This is a genomic window from Gordonia sp. SL306 (assembly GCF_026625785.1).
Classification (GTDB): Bacteria; Actinomycetota; Actinomycetes; order Mycobacteriales; family Mycobacteriaceae; genus Gordonia.
Genome location: NZ_CP113063.1, coordinates 3,903,300 through 3,918,101, shown reverse-complemented (window position 1 = coordinate 3,918,101; position 14,802 = coordinate 3,903,300). Strand labels below are relative to the sequence as shown.

The window sequence follows — 14,802 nt, the reverse complement described above, 5'->3', positions numbered from 1 at the left end:
GTGGTGACCCCGACGGCCCGCCGCACCGCCTGGTGGCTCGCGGCCACGGCGACCGTGTCCGTCATCGCCGCCTGCGGCACCGGCGACGGCCAGGACACACCGACCTCCTCGTCGGCATCGCCCACTCCTACCGCGTCTGCCCATCTGGACGCCGCCGAATGCACTGAGACGCCGGAATCCGGTCGGATCGACCGTACCGGGGCCGACCTCGACTTCCGTTCCGGCGCACTACGAGTGGCGATGGTCGACTCCCCCGCCACCGATCGGGACAACCCCGCGGGCGCCCCGGCGTCGGCCGAGGTGGGCGACGGCGACACCGAGTGTCTCGGGTTCAGCAAGTGGGGTAATCCGCGCCCGGAAGTGCCGCCCGACACCCTGCTGTTCGTGTTCAAGGGACCTGGCACCGACGGCGCACAGCTCGAGTTCCTGGCCAGCGACCTCACCGGCGGCGTGCTGCCCCCGATCGGCTCCACCCGGCCGACCGTGGGACCGTTGTCGAAACCGATCAACGCCGCAGTCGGCGTCTCCGTGGACGGCGCCTACTACCACTCGAACTCGTGCCCGCTGAAGATCACCGCGATGTCGTCCCGACGCGCAGCCGCGTCATTCACCTGTCAGCGGGCCACGCGCAACGACGCCAACCCGTTCGCGCCCGACGACGACGTCACCTATGACGCCGACGAATCGACGCCGGCATCACCGAGCACCGCCACCTCATCGACGACGCCCACCGCGATCGGCTCACCGACCGGCGTCACCCTGTCCGGATGGTTCGAACTGACACCGTGACAGGGCCGGTCACACCACCCCGACGATGCGCGCCACCACATCCGGGTCGACGTCGTCGACCGAACCCGGCGCGAACTCGGGCCGCCGGTCCTTGTCCACGAGAACCGCTCGCACACCTTCGGCGAAGTCGCCGGTCCGGGTGATCTGTTCGGCGGCATGGAGTTCCCGGTCGAAGCACTCGTCGAGAGTGGATCGTGAGCCGGCCTCGATCATCGCTGCGGTGACCCACAGGCTGGTCGGGGACGCCTGCTCGATCAGATCGACCATCTCGGTTGCCCATTCGTCGCCGACAGCGCCCTTGAGACCTCCGATGATCGCCGAGACGTTCTCGTCGGCGAAGTACTCGCCCACCTTGCGCAACGGGATCTCGGGCGCCGGACGATCGTGATGGCCGGCGAGGACCTCGACGAGCGGCTCCCCGTCACGTAGTCGGTCGGTGACCTCGCCGAGGTCGGCGGACTCGACGAAATGGGTGGCCAGGCCGATCTCCACCGCGTCGGCGCCGCGGATCCGAGCACCGGTCATCCCCAGCCACATCCCGACCCCTTCTGGCAGGCGGGGCAAGAAGTACGTCGCGCCGATGTCGGGGAAGAACCCGATCGCGGTCTCCGGCATGGCGATCACCGCCTTCTCGCTCACCACCCGCACCTCACCGTGCACGCTGATCCCGAGGCCACCGCCCATGGCCGCCCCGTCGATGACCGCCACATACGGCTTCGCGTAATTCGCCACCAGCTGGTCGAGCCGGTACTCGGCGGCGAAGTACTGCGTGACCGCATCGTGCTCCCCCGCGACCGCGTGTTCGCGGATCGCCCGGATGTCGCCGCCGGCGCAGAAGGCACGATCGCCGGCGGAGGTCACGAGCACCGTTTCGATCCCGTCGTCGTCCTCCCATTCGGTGAGCACGCGGTGCATGTCGTCGATCATGGTCTGATCCAGGGCGTTGAGGGCTTTGGGCCGGTCGAGGATGACCTCACCGACACCGTTGACGACCGAGGTCCGAATGAACGACATGGGGCCACGGTAGCTGCCTCGCCGAGCCGTGATCGTCGCGGGACGTCGGCGGGGCGACGGAAATGCGGTTGGCAAGGACGGCCCCATCGCGCTACCGTGGACGGCGACGTCGGCACGCCGACACCCTACGACCCGAGGAGTGATGTCTCAGTCATGAACATCTGAGGTAGGCCCGAAACCGCCGCCGTGCTCTGGCATCGGCAGGCCATCGCCCACCACCTCAGGAGTCCCCTCATGACTGCATCCTCAATGTCCGGCACTGCGCCGCACCCCTCGATCACCCTGTCCGACGTGGCATTCGCGTGGCCCGACGGCACCGCCGTCTTCGACCAGATCTCGTTGAGCGTCTCCGACGCGGTTTATTCGCTGGTTGGCGCCAACGGTGCAGGCAAGAGCACCCTGTTGCGTCTCATCTCCGGGGAGCTGACCCCACAGCGCGGCAGTGTCTCGGTCCGCGGCGACGTCGGCATGGTCGGCCAGCATCCCTACGACGACCCCGACCTCTCGGTCGCCACCGTCCTGGGCATCGACGAGATCCGTTCCGCCCTGCGGCGGATCGAAGGCGGGTCGGTCGACGAGCAGGACTTCGGCACCGTCGGCGACGATTGGGATGTCGAGGACCGGGCGGTCGGCCAGTTGTCGGCGCTCGGTCTGCCGACGGATCTCGACCGGAGGATCGGAGCGCTCTCCGGGGGCGAGGCCACTCTCCTGGCGTTCGTCGCACAGCTGATCCGCCGCCCGGCGGTACTACTCCTCGACGAGCCGACGAACAATCTCGACAGCGCATCGCGCACAAGGCTGTTCGACGTGATCGACAGATTCTCGGGAACGGTCGTTGTGGTCAGCCACGATCTCGAGCTCCTCGAGCGCATGGATGCCACACTCGAGCTGTACCGGGGAGGTATCAGGCTCTTCGGTGGTCCGTACTCGCTGTACCGGGAAACCCTCGACGCCGAGCAGGAGTCCGCCGAGGCGGCGGTCGCGACCGCCGCCAACGACGTACGCAAACAGCGTCGCGAGATGGTGGAGGCGCAGATCAAGCTCGATCGACGGGCTCGCACCGCGGCCACCGCCGAACGGGAGAAGCGGGTGCCGAAGATCATCGCCCACCTCCGTCGCGACGCGGCCCAGGTGTCGGCGGGCAAGCTGCGCAACGCACATCGCGACGATGTGTCCGCGGCGACCACCCGACTCGACGCGGCACGCGACGGGATCCGCGACGACCGCACGGCACGAATCACCATGCCACTGGTCGAGATCTCCTCGCGCGCACAGGTGATCGACGACGAGCGGTTGCGGATCGACGGACCCGAGCGCATCGCATTGACCGGACGCAACGGGTCCGGGAAGACCACCTTGATCTCCGACCTCATCGCGACCGGCCATGTGGTGGTGCCGTATGCCTATGTGCCACAGCGGATCGCGTTCGACGACGACCGTAAATCCATCGCCCAGGCGGTCACCGACGCCCACCCCGACATCCCCGTCCAGGAGGTCCGCGCACACCTCGCACGTTTCCTGTTCCGGGGTGCCCGCGCCGACCGGGCGCTGCGCGAACTCTCGGGCGGAGAACGACTCCGCGTCGCGCTGGCCACGGCGTTGATCGCGGACCCGACCCCCAAGCTCCTCATCCTCGACGAGCCGACCAACAATCTCGACATCGACACCACCGAGGAACTGGTCGACGCGATCCGGGAGTGGTCGGGTGCGCTGCTGGTGGTCTCGCACGACGCCGGCTTCCTCGACGCCGTCGCGATCGACCGCACGGTCGAGGTGCCCGCGACCTGATCAGGAAGGCAAATGTCGAGCCGTCTGGCCGCGACATGGCGACCGGTGGCGGGCATACTGGCTCCCGATGAGCCCATCGCGTGAGGTGTCGCCCGTTCCCGTCGTCCTCGTCCACGGCCTCCGGGTCAGTGGTGCCGCACTCCACCGGATCGCGGCGGAGATCACCGACCGACCGGTCGTCACCCCTGATCTGCCCGGTCACGGCACCCGATCCGCCGAGACCTTCACGATCGACGATGCCGTCGCGGCAGTATTGGACGCGGTGCGCGACCTCGGGGAACCGGCGGTGGTGGCCGGGATGTCACTGGGCGGGTACGTCTCGATGGCCGTGGCCGGCAGGCACCCGGCGGCAGTCGCAGGCCTGGTCGCCATGTGCGCGACGACGCAGCCGAGTCGGCTTCTCGCCGCACCGTTCCGGGCATTCGGCGCGGCGACCGGATTCCTCCCACGCCAGGCGGCCGTGATCAGCAAGGGACTCACCCGGGTCGCCGTCGGCACGCGGGTCGCCGAGGACATGGAGGCGGGTGGTCTGGCGCTTCATTCGATCCGCGACGTGGTCGGCGAGTTGTCGAGATTCGATGCGCTCGCCGAGGTCGCCCGGTACCCCGGTCCGATCGAGTTCATCAATGGCGGCTGGGACCAGTTCCGCATCCACGAACAACGATTCAGAGCTGTCTCGGACCGCGCTGAGCTGCGGATCATCCCCCGTGCCGCCCATCTGTTCCCGCTGATCCAGCCAGAACGGACGGCTTCGCTCATCGACGGTTTCGCCCACCGGTGTGATCCGATTCGGACAGCCTGAGAACGCCGAGGTTTGCTCTTGCCGCACCCGATCTGTGTGACCTCGCATACAATCCCTGATGACCTGCGGTGGTGGGCATCGAAGAGAGCAAATTGTCGTTGTGAGGTGTGCTGGTGAGTCGGCGTGTATTTCGTGGTGGTCCTGCAATTCTGATCTCCATGGCGGCGGCTGTCGTCGCCTTGACCAGCCTGGTGGCGGCACCATCCGCTCAGGCCGCACCGGATACGACACCCGTCCGGTACACCAATGGGACCTACGTGGCGATGGGTGATTCCCGGGCGTCGGGCGGCTTCTTCACCCCGACGCCCGACTACTTCCTCGGATGCAAACGCTCTGCGGCCAATTACCCGGCGATCGTCGCGCTGCTGGCGCTGCCCCGGCACTTCGTCGACACGTCATGCGCGGGTGCCCAGGCACCGAACCTCTACACGGCCGGGCAACGGACGAACGCCGGCTACAAGCCACCGCAGGTGCGGATGGTCCCACGGGACGCCCAGGTGGTGAGCGTGAGCATCGGCGGCAACGACATGCGCTGGGGCGCGCTCGTCGGCAAGTGCACCACAGCACCGCTCACCGACCGGTTCTGCCGCACCCGGCTCAACGGTGAGGCCCGCTGGCGTATTGCCCGGATGGAGAATCGCGTGACCCCCGCCCTGCGGGCGATCCGCAGGCAGGCCCCGCGCGCCCAGATCATCGTCGTCGGTATCGGCGGGTTCATGGGGAACCACGGCTGCTGGCCGATGGTGCCCATCAGTGACCCCGACGTCCGGTGGATGAATCAGGTCTTCAACCGTGCGGGTGATGCGCTACGCCGGGCCGCCGCCAAGGTCGACGGCACCTTCGTGGACGCCAATCGGCTGTCCGCCGGCCATGATCCGTGCAACGTGATCACCCCGTGGTACGAGAGCGCGATGTCCAACCGGATCGCGTACCCGTACCACATCAACCAGGCAGGCGCGATCGCCATCGCGGCGATGGTGAACGGGGCGATCCGGCGCTGACCGCCGATGTCGGGCCCGATGAACCGGGCCCGACATCGGAATTGTCAGTTGTCCTGCGTCACGAACGCGGTCGCCACGCCGCCCATCCGATGAAGATGAGGGCGACGACGAGCAGGATCGCACCCACCCAGAGGTTGGCGCCGCTGCCCACCGACATGTCGATCGGATCGGTCGAGCGCTGTGTCGAACCCGCGCCGGCCTCCGCACTCGATGGCACGAATCCGGCGATCAACAGGATGACACCGTAGATCCCCATCAGGGCACCGACGATGTTGCGGATGTCGAACAGCCGCGCGACGGTTCGGGTCTTCTTGTCGCTCATGATGAACGCTCCTGGTCTGTTCGGTCAGTGGAAGACGATGTTGAGGATGATGACGAGGCCGATCACCACGGCGCCGAGCGGCACCGGCCGCGCGAGCCATGGTGTCGAGCTGTCGTCGCCCGTCAGCGTCGACTTGTCGGTCAATGAGTACACGAAGCCCTTCAGCTCGGACTCTGGCTTCGGACGTGTCACCAACGAGACCACCACCGAGACGAGGATGTCGACGATGAAGGCCATCGATGCTGCCACGAACGGCATGCCCTGCCCCGGCAGGTCGATCACGCCCGTCTCCTGCAGGATGAACACCACGACCGCGGCCGATGTGCCGCTGACGAGACCCACCCAACCTGCGGTCGGGGTCATCCGTTTCCAGAACATGCCGAGGATGAAGGTGGCGAACAATGGCGCATTGAAGAACCCGAAGAGCGTCTGGAGGTAGTCCATCAGGTTGGAGTAGCCCGAGGCGATGGTTGCCGTTCCGATCGCCAGCAACACCGCTGCGACCGTCGCGACCCGTCCGACCGTGATGTAGTAGCGGTCCTCGCGGTTCTTCACCACGTACTGCTGCCAGATGTCGTAGCTGAAGACCGTGTTGAAGGCGGACACGTTGGCCGCCATACCCGCCATGAACGATGCGATGAGGCCCGCGACCGCGACGCCCAGCAATCCGTTCGGCAAGATGTCGCGCATCATGAGCAACATGGCGTCGTTGTAGGTGATCCCGTTGCCCGATCCGGTGTTCTTGAGGTGGATCATGTCGCCGATCGCCGCGGCGCAGATCATGCCGGGGACGACCACCACGAACGGGATGAACATCTTCGGGATGGCACCGATGATCGGAGCGCGCCGCGCGGCCGACATCGAGTCGGAGGCCATGGCCCGCTGGACCTCGACGAAGTTGGTCGTCCAGTAGCCGAACGACAACACGAACCCCAGGCCGAAGACGATGCCGACGACCGACCAGACCGGCGAGGAGAACCCACTGAGTGCCTGTCCCGGCCACGACGACAACTGCTCGTGGACCGTGGCGGTCACCGTTCCGTCGGACGCGTGGGTGTCGATCACCTTGTCCTTGAGGCCGCTCCAGCCTCCGACCTTGATCAGGCCGATGACGGTGAGCGGAACCAGCGCGGCGAGGATCACGAAGAACTGCAGGACCTCGTTGTAGATGGCCGCCGACAACCCGCCCAGTGCGGTGTAGGTGAGCACCACCGCAGCCGCGACGATGAGCGAGATCCATTGCGGCCAACCGAGTACTGCGTTGATGACGGTCGCCAGCAGGAACAGGTTGACGCCGGCGATGAGCACCTGGGCGACCGCGAAGCTGAGCGCGTTGACCAGGTGCGCGCCGGTACCGAACCGGCGGCGCATGAACTCGGGGACGCTGCGGACCTTGGAGCCGTAGTAGAACGGCATCATCACGAGGCCGAGGAAGACCATCGCCGGCACAGCGCCGATCCAGTAGTAGTGCATGGTCGCCAGACCGATCTGGGCGCCGTTGGCGGACATGCCCATGATCTCGACCGCGCCGAGGTTCGCCGAGACGAACGCGATACCGGTCACCCAGGCGGGCAACCGTCGGCCGGACAGGAAGAAGTCCATGCTGGTGGCGATCTGGCTGCGGGCGAGATACCCGATCCCCAGAACGAAAGCGAAGTAGATGGCGATGAGGACGTAGTCCATCCACCCGGTGTTCAACCGGAGAATGGAGTCGGATGCCAGGTGCACGGCAACCCCCTTGTTGCGCTCGGCATGTCGATGACTGTCAGAAACTAACAGAAGATAACACCACACCGGTGCGGAATTGTGACTAGATGTTCGTTTTAGTGCGTTCCTGCTAGTATCTCGCCATGCTTGCAGCGGAGCGACGGGGACACGTGCTGGCTGCCGTGGTCTCCCGAGGTGCGGTGCGGGTCACCGACCTCGCCGTTGAACTGGGTGTTTCCGAGATGACCATCCGACGGGATCTCGACCACCTCGAGAGCGACGGGGAACTGAGCAAGGTCCACGGCGGCGCTGTGCGGACAGACGGCGACCTCACCGGACGAGGACTCGAACCGCCGTCGTCGCTCAAGGCGACTCGCGAACCGGATGCCAAGCGCGCCATCGCGCTGGCCGCACTACCGCTGATCGAGGACGGTATGACCGTCGCGATCGGCGCCGGTACCACCACGCTGGAACTGGCCCGATTGCTCCGCGGCCGCGACATCTCCGTGGTGACGAACTCGGTCTCGATCTTCGAGTTGCTGACCGACCCCTCGGACTCCTATCTCGACGCCGCGAGTGTCCAGCTCACCGGTGGACAGCGCACACCATCGGATGCCCTCGTCGGGCCGATCGCCAATGCCGCACTGGAGCACTACCGGACCGACCGGGCCTTTGTCGGAACCCACGGCATCGACCCGTCCGCGGGTTTCACCACCCCCAATCTCGGTGAGGCCGAGACCAATCGAAAGCTCCTGACCACCGCGCGGTCGACGGTCGTGCTCGCCGACCACACCAAGTACGGCGAGATCGGCGCGCACCTGTTCGCCGAGTTCGGGCGTATCAACCGACTGGTGACCGACGACGGCCTGCCCGCCACGGCACGCAGCGAACTCGCCGACATCGTCGTGCTCACCATCGCCGAAGGAATACCTCGATGACCCCAGATGACGTGACCGGAGATCGTGCGAACCAGGACGGGATCGGGCGCCCGCTGCCGACGCCGCAGCAGGCGACCCTCGCCGACGACCGGCAGATCCTGTTCTTCTCGACCGCCGAGAACCCGCCGGTTCCAGGCGTCGACCATCGCGATCTACCAGCGCGCCCTGATGATTCGGCCACCCGCATCCGACGCGACCCGCAGATCGGCGACTGGGTGATGATCGCTCCCGCGCGGCAGGAGCGGACCTACAAACCGCCGCGACGGATGTGCCCGCTCTGCCCGGATCCCTCCGGACGTTCCAGCGAGGTGCCCGCCGACGACTACGACGTGGTGGTGTTCGAGAATCGTTTCCCCTCGCTGGCGGCGGCACATGCCGGCAGCGGGTTCCGGCTCCCGGATCGGCCCGGCGATCTGACGGTCGAGGCGCCGGGTCACGGCCGCTGTGAGGTGGTGTGCTTCAGCAGCGACCACGAGGGTTCGTTTTCCGGACTCACGCCCGAGCGTGCCCGGCTGGTGGTGGACGTCTGGTCCCAGCGCACCGACGATCTGCTCGCGCGCGACGGCGTCGAAGAGGTCTTCTGCTTCGAGAACCGGGGCGAGGAGATCGGGGTGACCCTCACACATCCGCACGGTCAGATCTATGCGTATCCGTTCCGCACACACCGGACCGAGACCATGCTGCGCGCCGCGTCGACACACCGCGACCAGACGGGGACGGACCTGTTCGAATCGATCCTTGCCGGCGAACTGAACAGCGGGGAAAGGATTCTCGTCCAGACCGCCCATACCGCGGCGTTCGTGCCGTTCGCCGCCCGCTGGCCCGCCGAGGTCCACATCTATCCGTTGCGGCACGTCCGCCGGCTCTCCGAACTCACCGACGACGAGGCCGACGATCTGGCACGCGTGTACCTCACGGTGCTGCGGGCCTACGACGCGCTCTACGGCCAGCCGTTGCCCTACATCGCGTCGTGGCACCAATACCGGGCGGATGCGGCCGAAGGCTACCTCCACGCCGAGTTGTTCTCCGTGCGCCGCAGCGCCGACAAGCTCAAGTACCTGGCCGGTTCCGAATCGGGGCGCGACGCATTCGTCACCGACAAGACACCCGAGGACGTCGCCGCCGACCTGCGTGGGGCAATGACGTGAGCAACATGCGAATACAGAGTTACGCCCCGGGGCGGGTGAACCTGATCGGCGAACACACTGACTACAACCTCGGATTCGCGTTGCCGATCGCCCTGGACCTCGGCACCACAGCCGACTTCGCCCCCGACACCGGTGCCGGAACGATCGTCGCGGAATCGGGTGACGAGTCCGGTGTCGCCACCATCGGTCCCACGACCGCGCCGGGCGACGTAACCGGTTGGGGCGCATACATCGCCGGTTGCGTCTGGGCCCTCCGGACCGCCGGCCACGAGGTGGCGGGCGGACGTCTCCACGTCGAATCCACGGTTCCGGTCGGCGCCGGACTGTCGTCGTCTGCCGCGCTCGAATGTGCAGTGCTGCTGGCGATCACCGCAGACCTGGATCTGTCCCGACACGAGCTGGCTCGGCTCGCGCAACACGCGGAGAACGACTACGTGGGAGCACCGACCGGTCTGCTCGATCAGCTGTCGAGTTTGTTCGGCCAACAGGACACCGCCCTGCTCATCGACTTCCGATCGCTCGAGGTGGAGCCGGTGCCGATGCCGGTCGACGATTCCGCACAACTGCTGGTGATCGACTCCCATGCACCCCACCGGCACGCCGCAGGCGAGTATGCGGCGAGGCGTACGTCGTGCGAGGCCGCAGCAGCCGAACTCGGCGTCGCATCGCTGCGTGAGGCGGCCGACGATGCGTGGAAAGGTCTGCCAGAAGGGCTGAACCGGGTTCGCGCACGCCACATCCTGACCGAGAATGCGCGGGTCCTCGCGGCCGCGTCCGCCTTGCGGGCCGCGGACTTCGCTGCGGTCGGCGAACTCATGAATGCCTCACACGACTCGATGCGCGACGACTTCGAGATCACGACTCCCCACATCGACCTCATCGCGGTCACCGCGCAGCAGTTCGGCGCCCACGGCGCGCGGATGACGGGCGGTGGATTCGGCGGATCCGTGATCGCATTGGCACCCGCCGACGCAGCGGAACGGATCTGCGCCGACCTGCCCGCGGCGATCACCGCCGCCGGACATCCCGCCCCGACGGTTCGTCGGGTGCGACCGGGCCGTGGCGCACACCTGATCTGACCCGGGCCCTCACCACGTCCAGCGCGTGGTGACCACCAGATCGCGTCCCGGTGCCACCACCCGGGGCATCGTGTTCAGGCCGTCGGGCGGCCCGGATTGCGGTTCCACACAGATCGCGAACGGTCGATGGTCGAAGATCACCACCCATTCCGCGTCGCTGCGTATCCGCAGACGCAGGAGGTCGGGCCATTCCAGGGCGACGTCGACGCCCGAGGGCATACCGAAGCAGTCGTCCCACGGTGGCGGCTGCGGCGCCAGCCGTGTGCCGGTCGGAAGGTAGTCGGGACCGCGCTCTTCCTGCCAGGCTGGCGCGAAATCCACTGCCAGAGGCGCGGAGTTGCCGGACATCGGGTAGCGACGGAACCACGGGTGCCAGCCCGCCTGCGCGGGAAAGGGCGCGTCTGCCGACGAAACCCGTAACCGCATCGTCAATTCACCGGGTTCGAGTGCGAAATCCTGGGTGACGGTCGCCTCGAACGGCCAGTGCGGGTCCAGGCGTCGAGTCAGTGTCGCATGATCCGTGCCGGACGCTTCGGTCTCCCACCGGTGGTCGCGTGCGAGCCCGTGGAGGGCATGCGGCGGATCGTTGAGTTCGAATTGATGACGCCTGCCGTCGAAGTCGAGGATGCCGCCCCGCATGCGTCCACACCACGGGGCCATCGGGAAGCATCCGTACGGCTCGCCCTGCTGGAGGAGCTCGACCTCCGCGATACGCAGGGAGGTGAGTCGTCCACCTTGTGGGTTGACCCGCGCTTCGGCGCCGGATGTCCGTAGCAGTAGTTCTCCGCCGGCGACCATCACTCGACCTTTTCGGCGACCTCGAGCCACTCCGCCTCCGCGGTCTCCTTGGCCTCCACGACGTCTTTCAGTTCCGCGTTGAGTTCCATCAGCTTCTCGGGATCGGTTGCTGCATCGAGCAATTGGTCGTGCAGGCGCCTCTCGCGCGTGTCCAGCTGCTGGATCTGGCGTTCCAGCCGATTCATCGCCTTACGCGCGTCCCGATGTTCAGAAGCACTGATCGCGGGGGCGGGTGCGGGTGCGGCGGTCGATACGCTCGACATGGACGTGCGACGCGGTGCGGCGGAGGTGATCTCACGTCGTCGCTGCAGATATTGCTCGATGCCGCCCGGCAGGTTGGTCAGGTTCCCATCGCCGAACAGAGCCCAGGTGCTGTCGCAGATCCGTTCGATCAGGTACCGGTCGTGACTGATCACCACCAGCGTGCCCGCCCAGCCGTCGAGGAGATCCTCGAGTTGCTGCAGGGTGTCGATGTCGAGATCGTTGGTCGGCTCGTCGAGCAACAACACGTTGGGTTCGGCCATCAGTACCCGGGTCATCTGCAGCCGTCGGCGTTCGCCGCCCGACAGGTCGCCGACAGGCGTGCGCTGGCGCGCCGGGGTGAAGCCGAGGCGCTCGGCAAGCTGACTCGCGGAGATCTCCTTGTCCCCCAGCATGATCCGCGTCGCCACTGCCTCAACCGCGTCGAGTACGCGTTGATCCTCGTCGAGATCGTCGAGTTCCTGCCGCAGCCAGCCGATCGAGACCGTCGTGCCCTCTTTGCGACGCCCCGGGGCGACGTCGATCTCGCCGGCGAGGGCGCGCAACAGGGTCGTCTTGCCGGAGCCGTTGACGCCGACGAGGCCGACGCGTTCGCCGGGCGTCAACCGCCAGGTCAGGTCGTCGAGCAGCACGTCGCCCGCGGGCGTCGCCACCCGAGCGTCTTCGAGTTCGACGACCACCCGGCCCAGGCGGCGTTTGGCGAAGGCGGACAGCGACACGCTGTCGCGCGGCGGCGGGACGTCGGCGATCAGCTTCTCGGCGGCCTCGATCCGGTAGCGCGGCTTGGAGGTCCGGGCCGGCGGGCCGCGGCGCAGCCAGGCCAGTTCCTTGCGTGCCAGATTGCGACGACGCTCCTCCATCGTGTCGGCGAGCCGGGTGCGCTCGGCGCGGGCGAAGATCCAGTCGTTGTAGCCACCCTCGTACTCGTCGACGCGCCCGGAGTGGACCTCCCAGGTGCGAGTCGCGACCGTGTCCAGGAACCACCGGTCGTGCGTGACGACGATCAGCGCGCTCCGGCGGGCGACGAGGTGGTCGGCCAGCCACTGCACGCCCTCGACGTCGAGATGGTTGGTCGGCTCGTCGAGGATCAGCAGATCCGACTCGGACACCAGAGCCGTTGCGAGCCCGACACGTCGTCGCTGTCCACCGGAGAGTTCGTCGACCCGCGCATCCAGCAGACCATCGATACCGATGCCATTGAGGATGCCACGGATTCGCGGGTCACCTGCCCACTCGTGAACCGCCACCTCCGGCCCGCCGACCACGACTTCGGCGACGGTCGCACCCGCAGGCAGTTCGCCACGCTGGGTCACCGTCGACACCCGGACGTCGCCCGCCCGGGACACCCGACCGCTGTCGGGCTCGGTGATGCCGCCCAGGATCTCGAGAAGGGTCGTCTTACCGCCGCCGTTGAGGCCGACGACACCGATCCGCTGGCCTTCGTGAACCCCGAGGGACACGGATTCGAGCAAGGGTTTGATGCCGAAACTCTTGCTGATGCGGTCCGCGTTGATCAGCGCAGACGGGTTCGAAGGTGCCACTCTGTAGACCCTAGCAACGGGTCGTCGGGCACCCCTCGGTGCGGCCCCTCGAGCCCACCGCCCCCCGCCCATCGTGCACAGTTCCTCGCCGAGCGGGCACAGTTCCTCGATGGCCTCAAGGGATCGTCGCAACACCCTGAGTGAAGGGAGTTGTGATGGGGCGGTTGAAGCGTGGGCAGTCGATGCCGGCGTTGCCGGTGTGGGAGTTCTGGCAGGGGCGGGCGGGTGGGATGAGCACGGCGGCCGCGGCGCGACACGCGGGGATCTCGGTGCGGTTGGGGCATAAGTTGATGGCCAAGCATGGTGGGGTGATTCCTACTGTGAGCAGGCCGGCCGCGTGTGATGAGCATGGGTCGGGGCCGCAGTCGCGGTATCTGTCGGCTGATGAGCGTGACCTGATTGCGAATAAGAACGCTGTGGGACTTTCGGTGCGCCAGATCGCGCGTGATCTGGCGCGGGCTCCGTCGACGATCAGCCGCGAGTTACGGCGGAATCGGCCGCAGCATCGCACCTACGCCGCGGGCTATGCCCAGCGGCGAGCGCAGCATCGACGGGCCAGACCTAAGCTGCGCAAGCTCGAGTCCAACGATGTGCTGCGCGCCTATGTCTGGGACAAGCTCAGTGGCCTCGAGCATTGGTCCCCGGCACAGATCAGTGCTCGGCTGGTAACGGAGTTCGCGGATGATGTGAGGATGCGTATCAGTCCTGAGGCGATCTATCGAACGTTGTTCGTTTTTCCTCGCGGTGAGATGAAACAGCAGGTCACAGCATCATTGAGGTCGGGGCGTAGCGTGCGTAAGCCGCGGACGGCCCGGACGGGGTCGACCATCGTGCCGCGGGAGTTGCTGATCGCTAACCGCCCGGCCGCGGTCGAGGATCGGGCGGTTCCTGGCGACTGGGAAGGTGATTGCATTCTGGGCCGCGAGGGGCACTCGCAGATCGGCACCCTGGTCGAGCGCACTACCCGATTCACGATCCTGCTCCACCTGCCCACGACTCGGACCGGGCAGGACCTGCGCACCGCACTGGCCATCGGGATCGGTGATCTACCCGCCCATCTGCGGCGGTCGATCACCTGGGATCAGGGGTCAGAGATGCGTGGCGTACACACCAACATCGCGGTCGATCACAATCTGCAAGTGTGGTTCTGTGACCCGCACTCGCCGTGGCAGCGTGGCACCAATGAGAACACCAACGGCCTTCTCCGGCAGTACTTCCCGAAAGGGACCGACCTGTCCGTCCACAGCAGCGACCACCTCAACCAGATCGCGACCGCACTCAACAACCGGCCACGCGCAGCCCTGGGATTTCGCACCCCAGCCGAAGCCTTCACCGACCTGCTAGCCTCCCACAACCAGCCATAGGTGTTGCGACGACCGCTGGAATCCGCCCTCGCCCATCGTGCACAGTTCCTCGCCGAGCGGGCACAGTTCCTCGTCGAGCGGGCACAGATTCCCGCCCATCGTGCGCGTTGCCCACGGGTTCCGGACATCAGGCGGACGGTGCAACCGATTCGGCGCGCGCTGCGTCGAACCTCTATGCAGAAACAGATCAGCGAAGACAAGCGCCTACTACGCCGCCGCGCCGCGCTCGAACGCAGCGGGATGTCGGCCG

General features: G+C 66.9%; 13 protein-coding genes. 8 read left to right on the top strand and 5 right to left on the bottom strand.

Annotation, left to right across the window (positions count from 1 at the left end; translation table 11 throughout):
* The gene (locus OVA31_RS17970) at positions 1 to 789 is read left to right on the top strand and encodes a hypothetical protein (RefSeq protein ID WP_267627971.1); all 789 of its coding nucleotides are present in this window, start codon (positions 1 to 3) and stop codon (positions 787 to 789) included.
* A gap of 9 nt (positions 790 to 798) precedes the next feature.
* Here OVA31_RS17970 and OVA31_RS17965 read toward each other — a convergent pair whose 3' ends face one another.
* Positions 799 to 1,803: an enoyl-CoA hydratase/isomerase family protein gene (locus OVA31_RS17965; protein WP_267627970.1), complete on the bottom strand. Its 1,005-nt coding sequence runs from the start codon at positions 1,801 to 1,803 to the stop codon at positions 799 to 801.
* A gap of 234 nt (positions 1,804 to 2,037) precedes the next feature.
* Between OVA31_RS17965 and OVA31_RS17960 the strand changes: the two genes are divergently transcribed.
* From OVA31_RS17960 to OVA31_RS17950, 3 genes are all read left to right on the top strand, one after another.
* Positions 2,038 to 3,591 carry an ABC-F family ATP-binding cassette domain-containing protein gene (locus OVA31_RS17960; RefSeq protein WP_267627969.1) on the top strand — a complete coding sequence of 518 codons (1,554 nt, stop codon included), beginning with the start codon at positions 2,038 to 2,040 and terminating at the stop codon, positions 3,589 to 3,591.
* 67 nt (positions 3,592 to 3,658) lie between these two features.
* Positions 3,659 to 4,393 carry an alpha/beta fold hydrolase gene (locus tag OVA31_RS17955; protein WP_267627968.1) on the top strand — a complete coding sequence of 245 codons (735 nt, stop codon included), beginning with the start codon at positions 3,659 to 3,661 and terminating at the stop codon, positions 4,391 to 4,393.
* Positions 4,394 to 4,551: 158 nt separating this feature from the next.
* A complete protein-coding gene (locus OVA31_RS17950) occupies positions 4,552 to 5,394 on the top strand; it encodes an SGNH/GDSL hydrolase family protein (protein ID WP_267627967.1) in 843 nt (280 codons plus the stop codon).
* A gap of 58 nt (positions 5,395 to 5,452) precedes the next feature.
* Here OVA31_RS17950 and OVA31_RS17945 read toward each other — a convergent pair whose 3' ends face one another.
* Together OVA31_RS17945 and OVA31_RS17940 are read right to left on the bottom strand one after the other, a co-directional pair.
* Positions 5,453 to 5,716: a hypothetical protein gene (locus OVA31_RS17945; RefSeq protein ID WP_267627966.1), complete on the bottom strand. Its 264-nt coding sequence runs from the start codon at positions 5,714 to 5,716 to the stop codon at positions 5,453 to 5,455.
* Positions 5,717 to 5,740: 24 nt separating this feature from the next.
* Positions 5,741 to 7,444, bottom strand: a complete 1,704-nt coding sequence (locus OVA31_RS17940; RefSeq protein WP_267627965.1) for a sodium:solute symporter family protein — start codon at positions 7,442 to 7,444, stop codon at positions 5,741 to 5,743.
* A 122-nt stretch (positions 7,445 to 7,566) separates the two neighbouring features.
* Between OVA31_RS17940 and OVA31_RS17935 the strand changes: the two genes are divergently transcribed.
* Genes OVA31_RS17935 through galK form a run of 3 tightly spaced genes read left to right on the top strand, consistent with a single transcriptional unit; the run spans position 7,567 to position 10,588 of the window.
* A complete protein-coding gene (locus tag OVA31_RS17935; RefSeq protein WP_267627964.1) occupies positions 7,567 to 8,361 on the top strand; it encodes a DeoR/GlpR family DNA-binding transcription regulator in 795 nt (264 codons plus the stop codon).
* Positions 8,358 to 9,509, top strand: a complete 1,152-nt coding sequence (gene galT / locus OVA31_RS17930) for a galactose-1-phosphate uridylyltransferase (protein WP_267627963.1) — start codon at positions 8,358 to 8,360, stop codon at positions 9,507 to 9,509. The genes OVA31_RS17935 and galT overlap by 4 nt, the downstream gene beginning before the upstream one ends.
* Before the next feature lie 5 nt (positions 9,510 to 9,514).
* Complete coding sequence (galK, locus tag OVA31_RS17925; protein ID WP_267627962.1) at positions 9,515 to 10,588, top strand: galactokinase; 1,074 nt, start codon at positions 9,515 to 9,517, stop codon at positions 10,586 to 10,588.
* A gap of 9 nt (positions 10,589 to 10,597) precedes the next feature.
* Here the strand turns inward: galK and OVA31_RS17920 are convergent, their stop codons facing one another.
* A complete protein-coding gene (locus OVA31_RS17920) occupies positions 10,598 to 11,386 on the bottom strand; it encodes an aldose 1-epimerase (RefSeq protein ID WP_267627961.1) in 789 nt (262 codons plus the stop codon).
* The gene (locus tag OVA31_RS17915; protein ID WP_267627960.1) at positions 11,386 to 13,188 is read right to left on the bottom strand and encodes an ABC-F family ATP-binding cassette domain-containing protein; all 1,803 of its coding nucleotides are present in this window, start codon (positions 13,186 to 13,188) and stop codon (positions 11,386 to 11,388) included. The genes OVA31_RS17920 and OVA31_RS17915 overlap by 1 nt, the downstream gene beginning before the upstream one ends.
* 155 nt (positions 13,189 to 13,343) lie before the next feature.
* On the opposite strand from OVA31_RS17915, the gene OVA31_RS17910 reads away from it, so the two are divergent.
* On the top strand, positions 13,344 to 14,552 hold the full coding sequence (locus OVA31_RS17910; RefSeq protein WP_267627959.1) for an IS30 family transposase: 1,209 nt from the start codon (positions 13,344 to 13,346) through the stop codon (positions 14,550 to 14,552).
* Positions 14,553 to 14,802 lie beyond the last annotated feature (250 nt).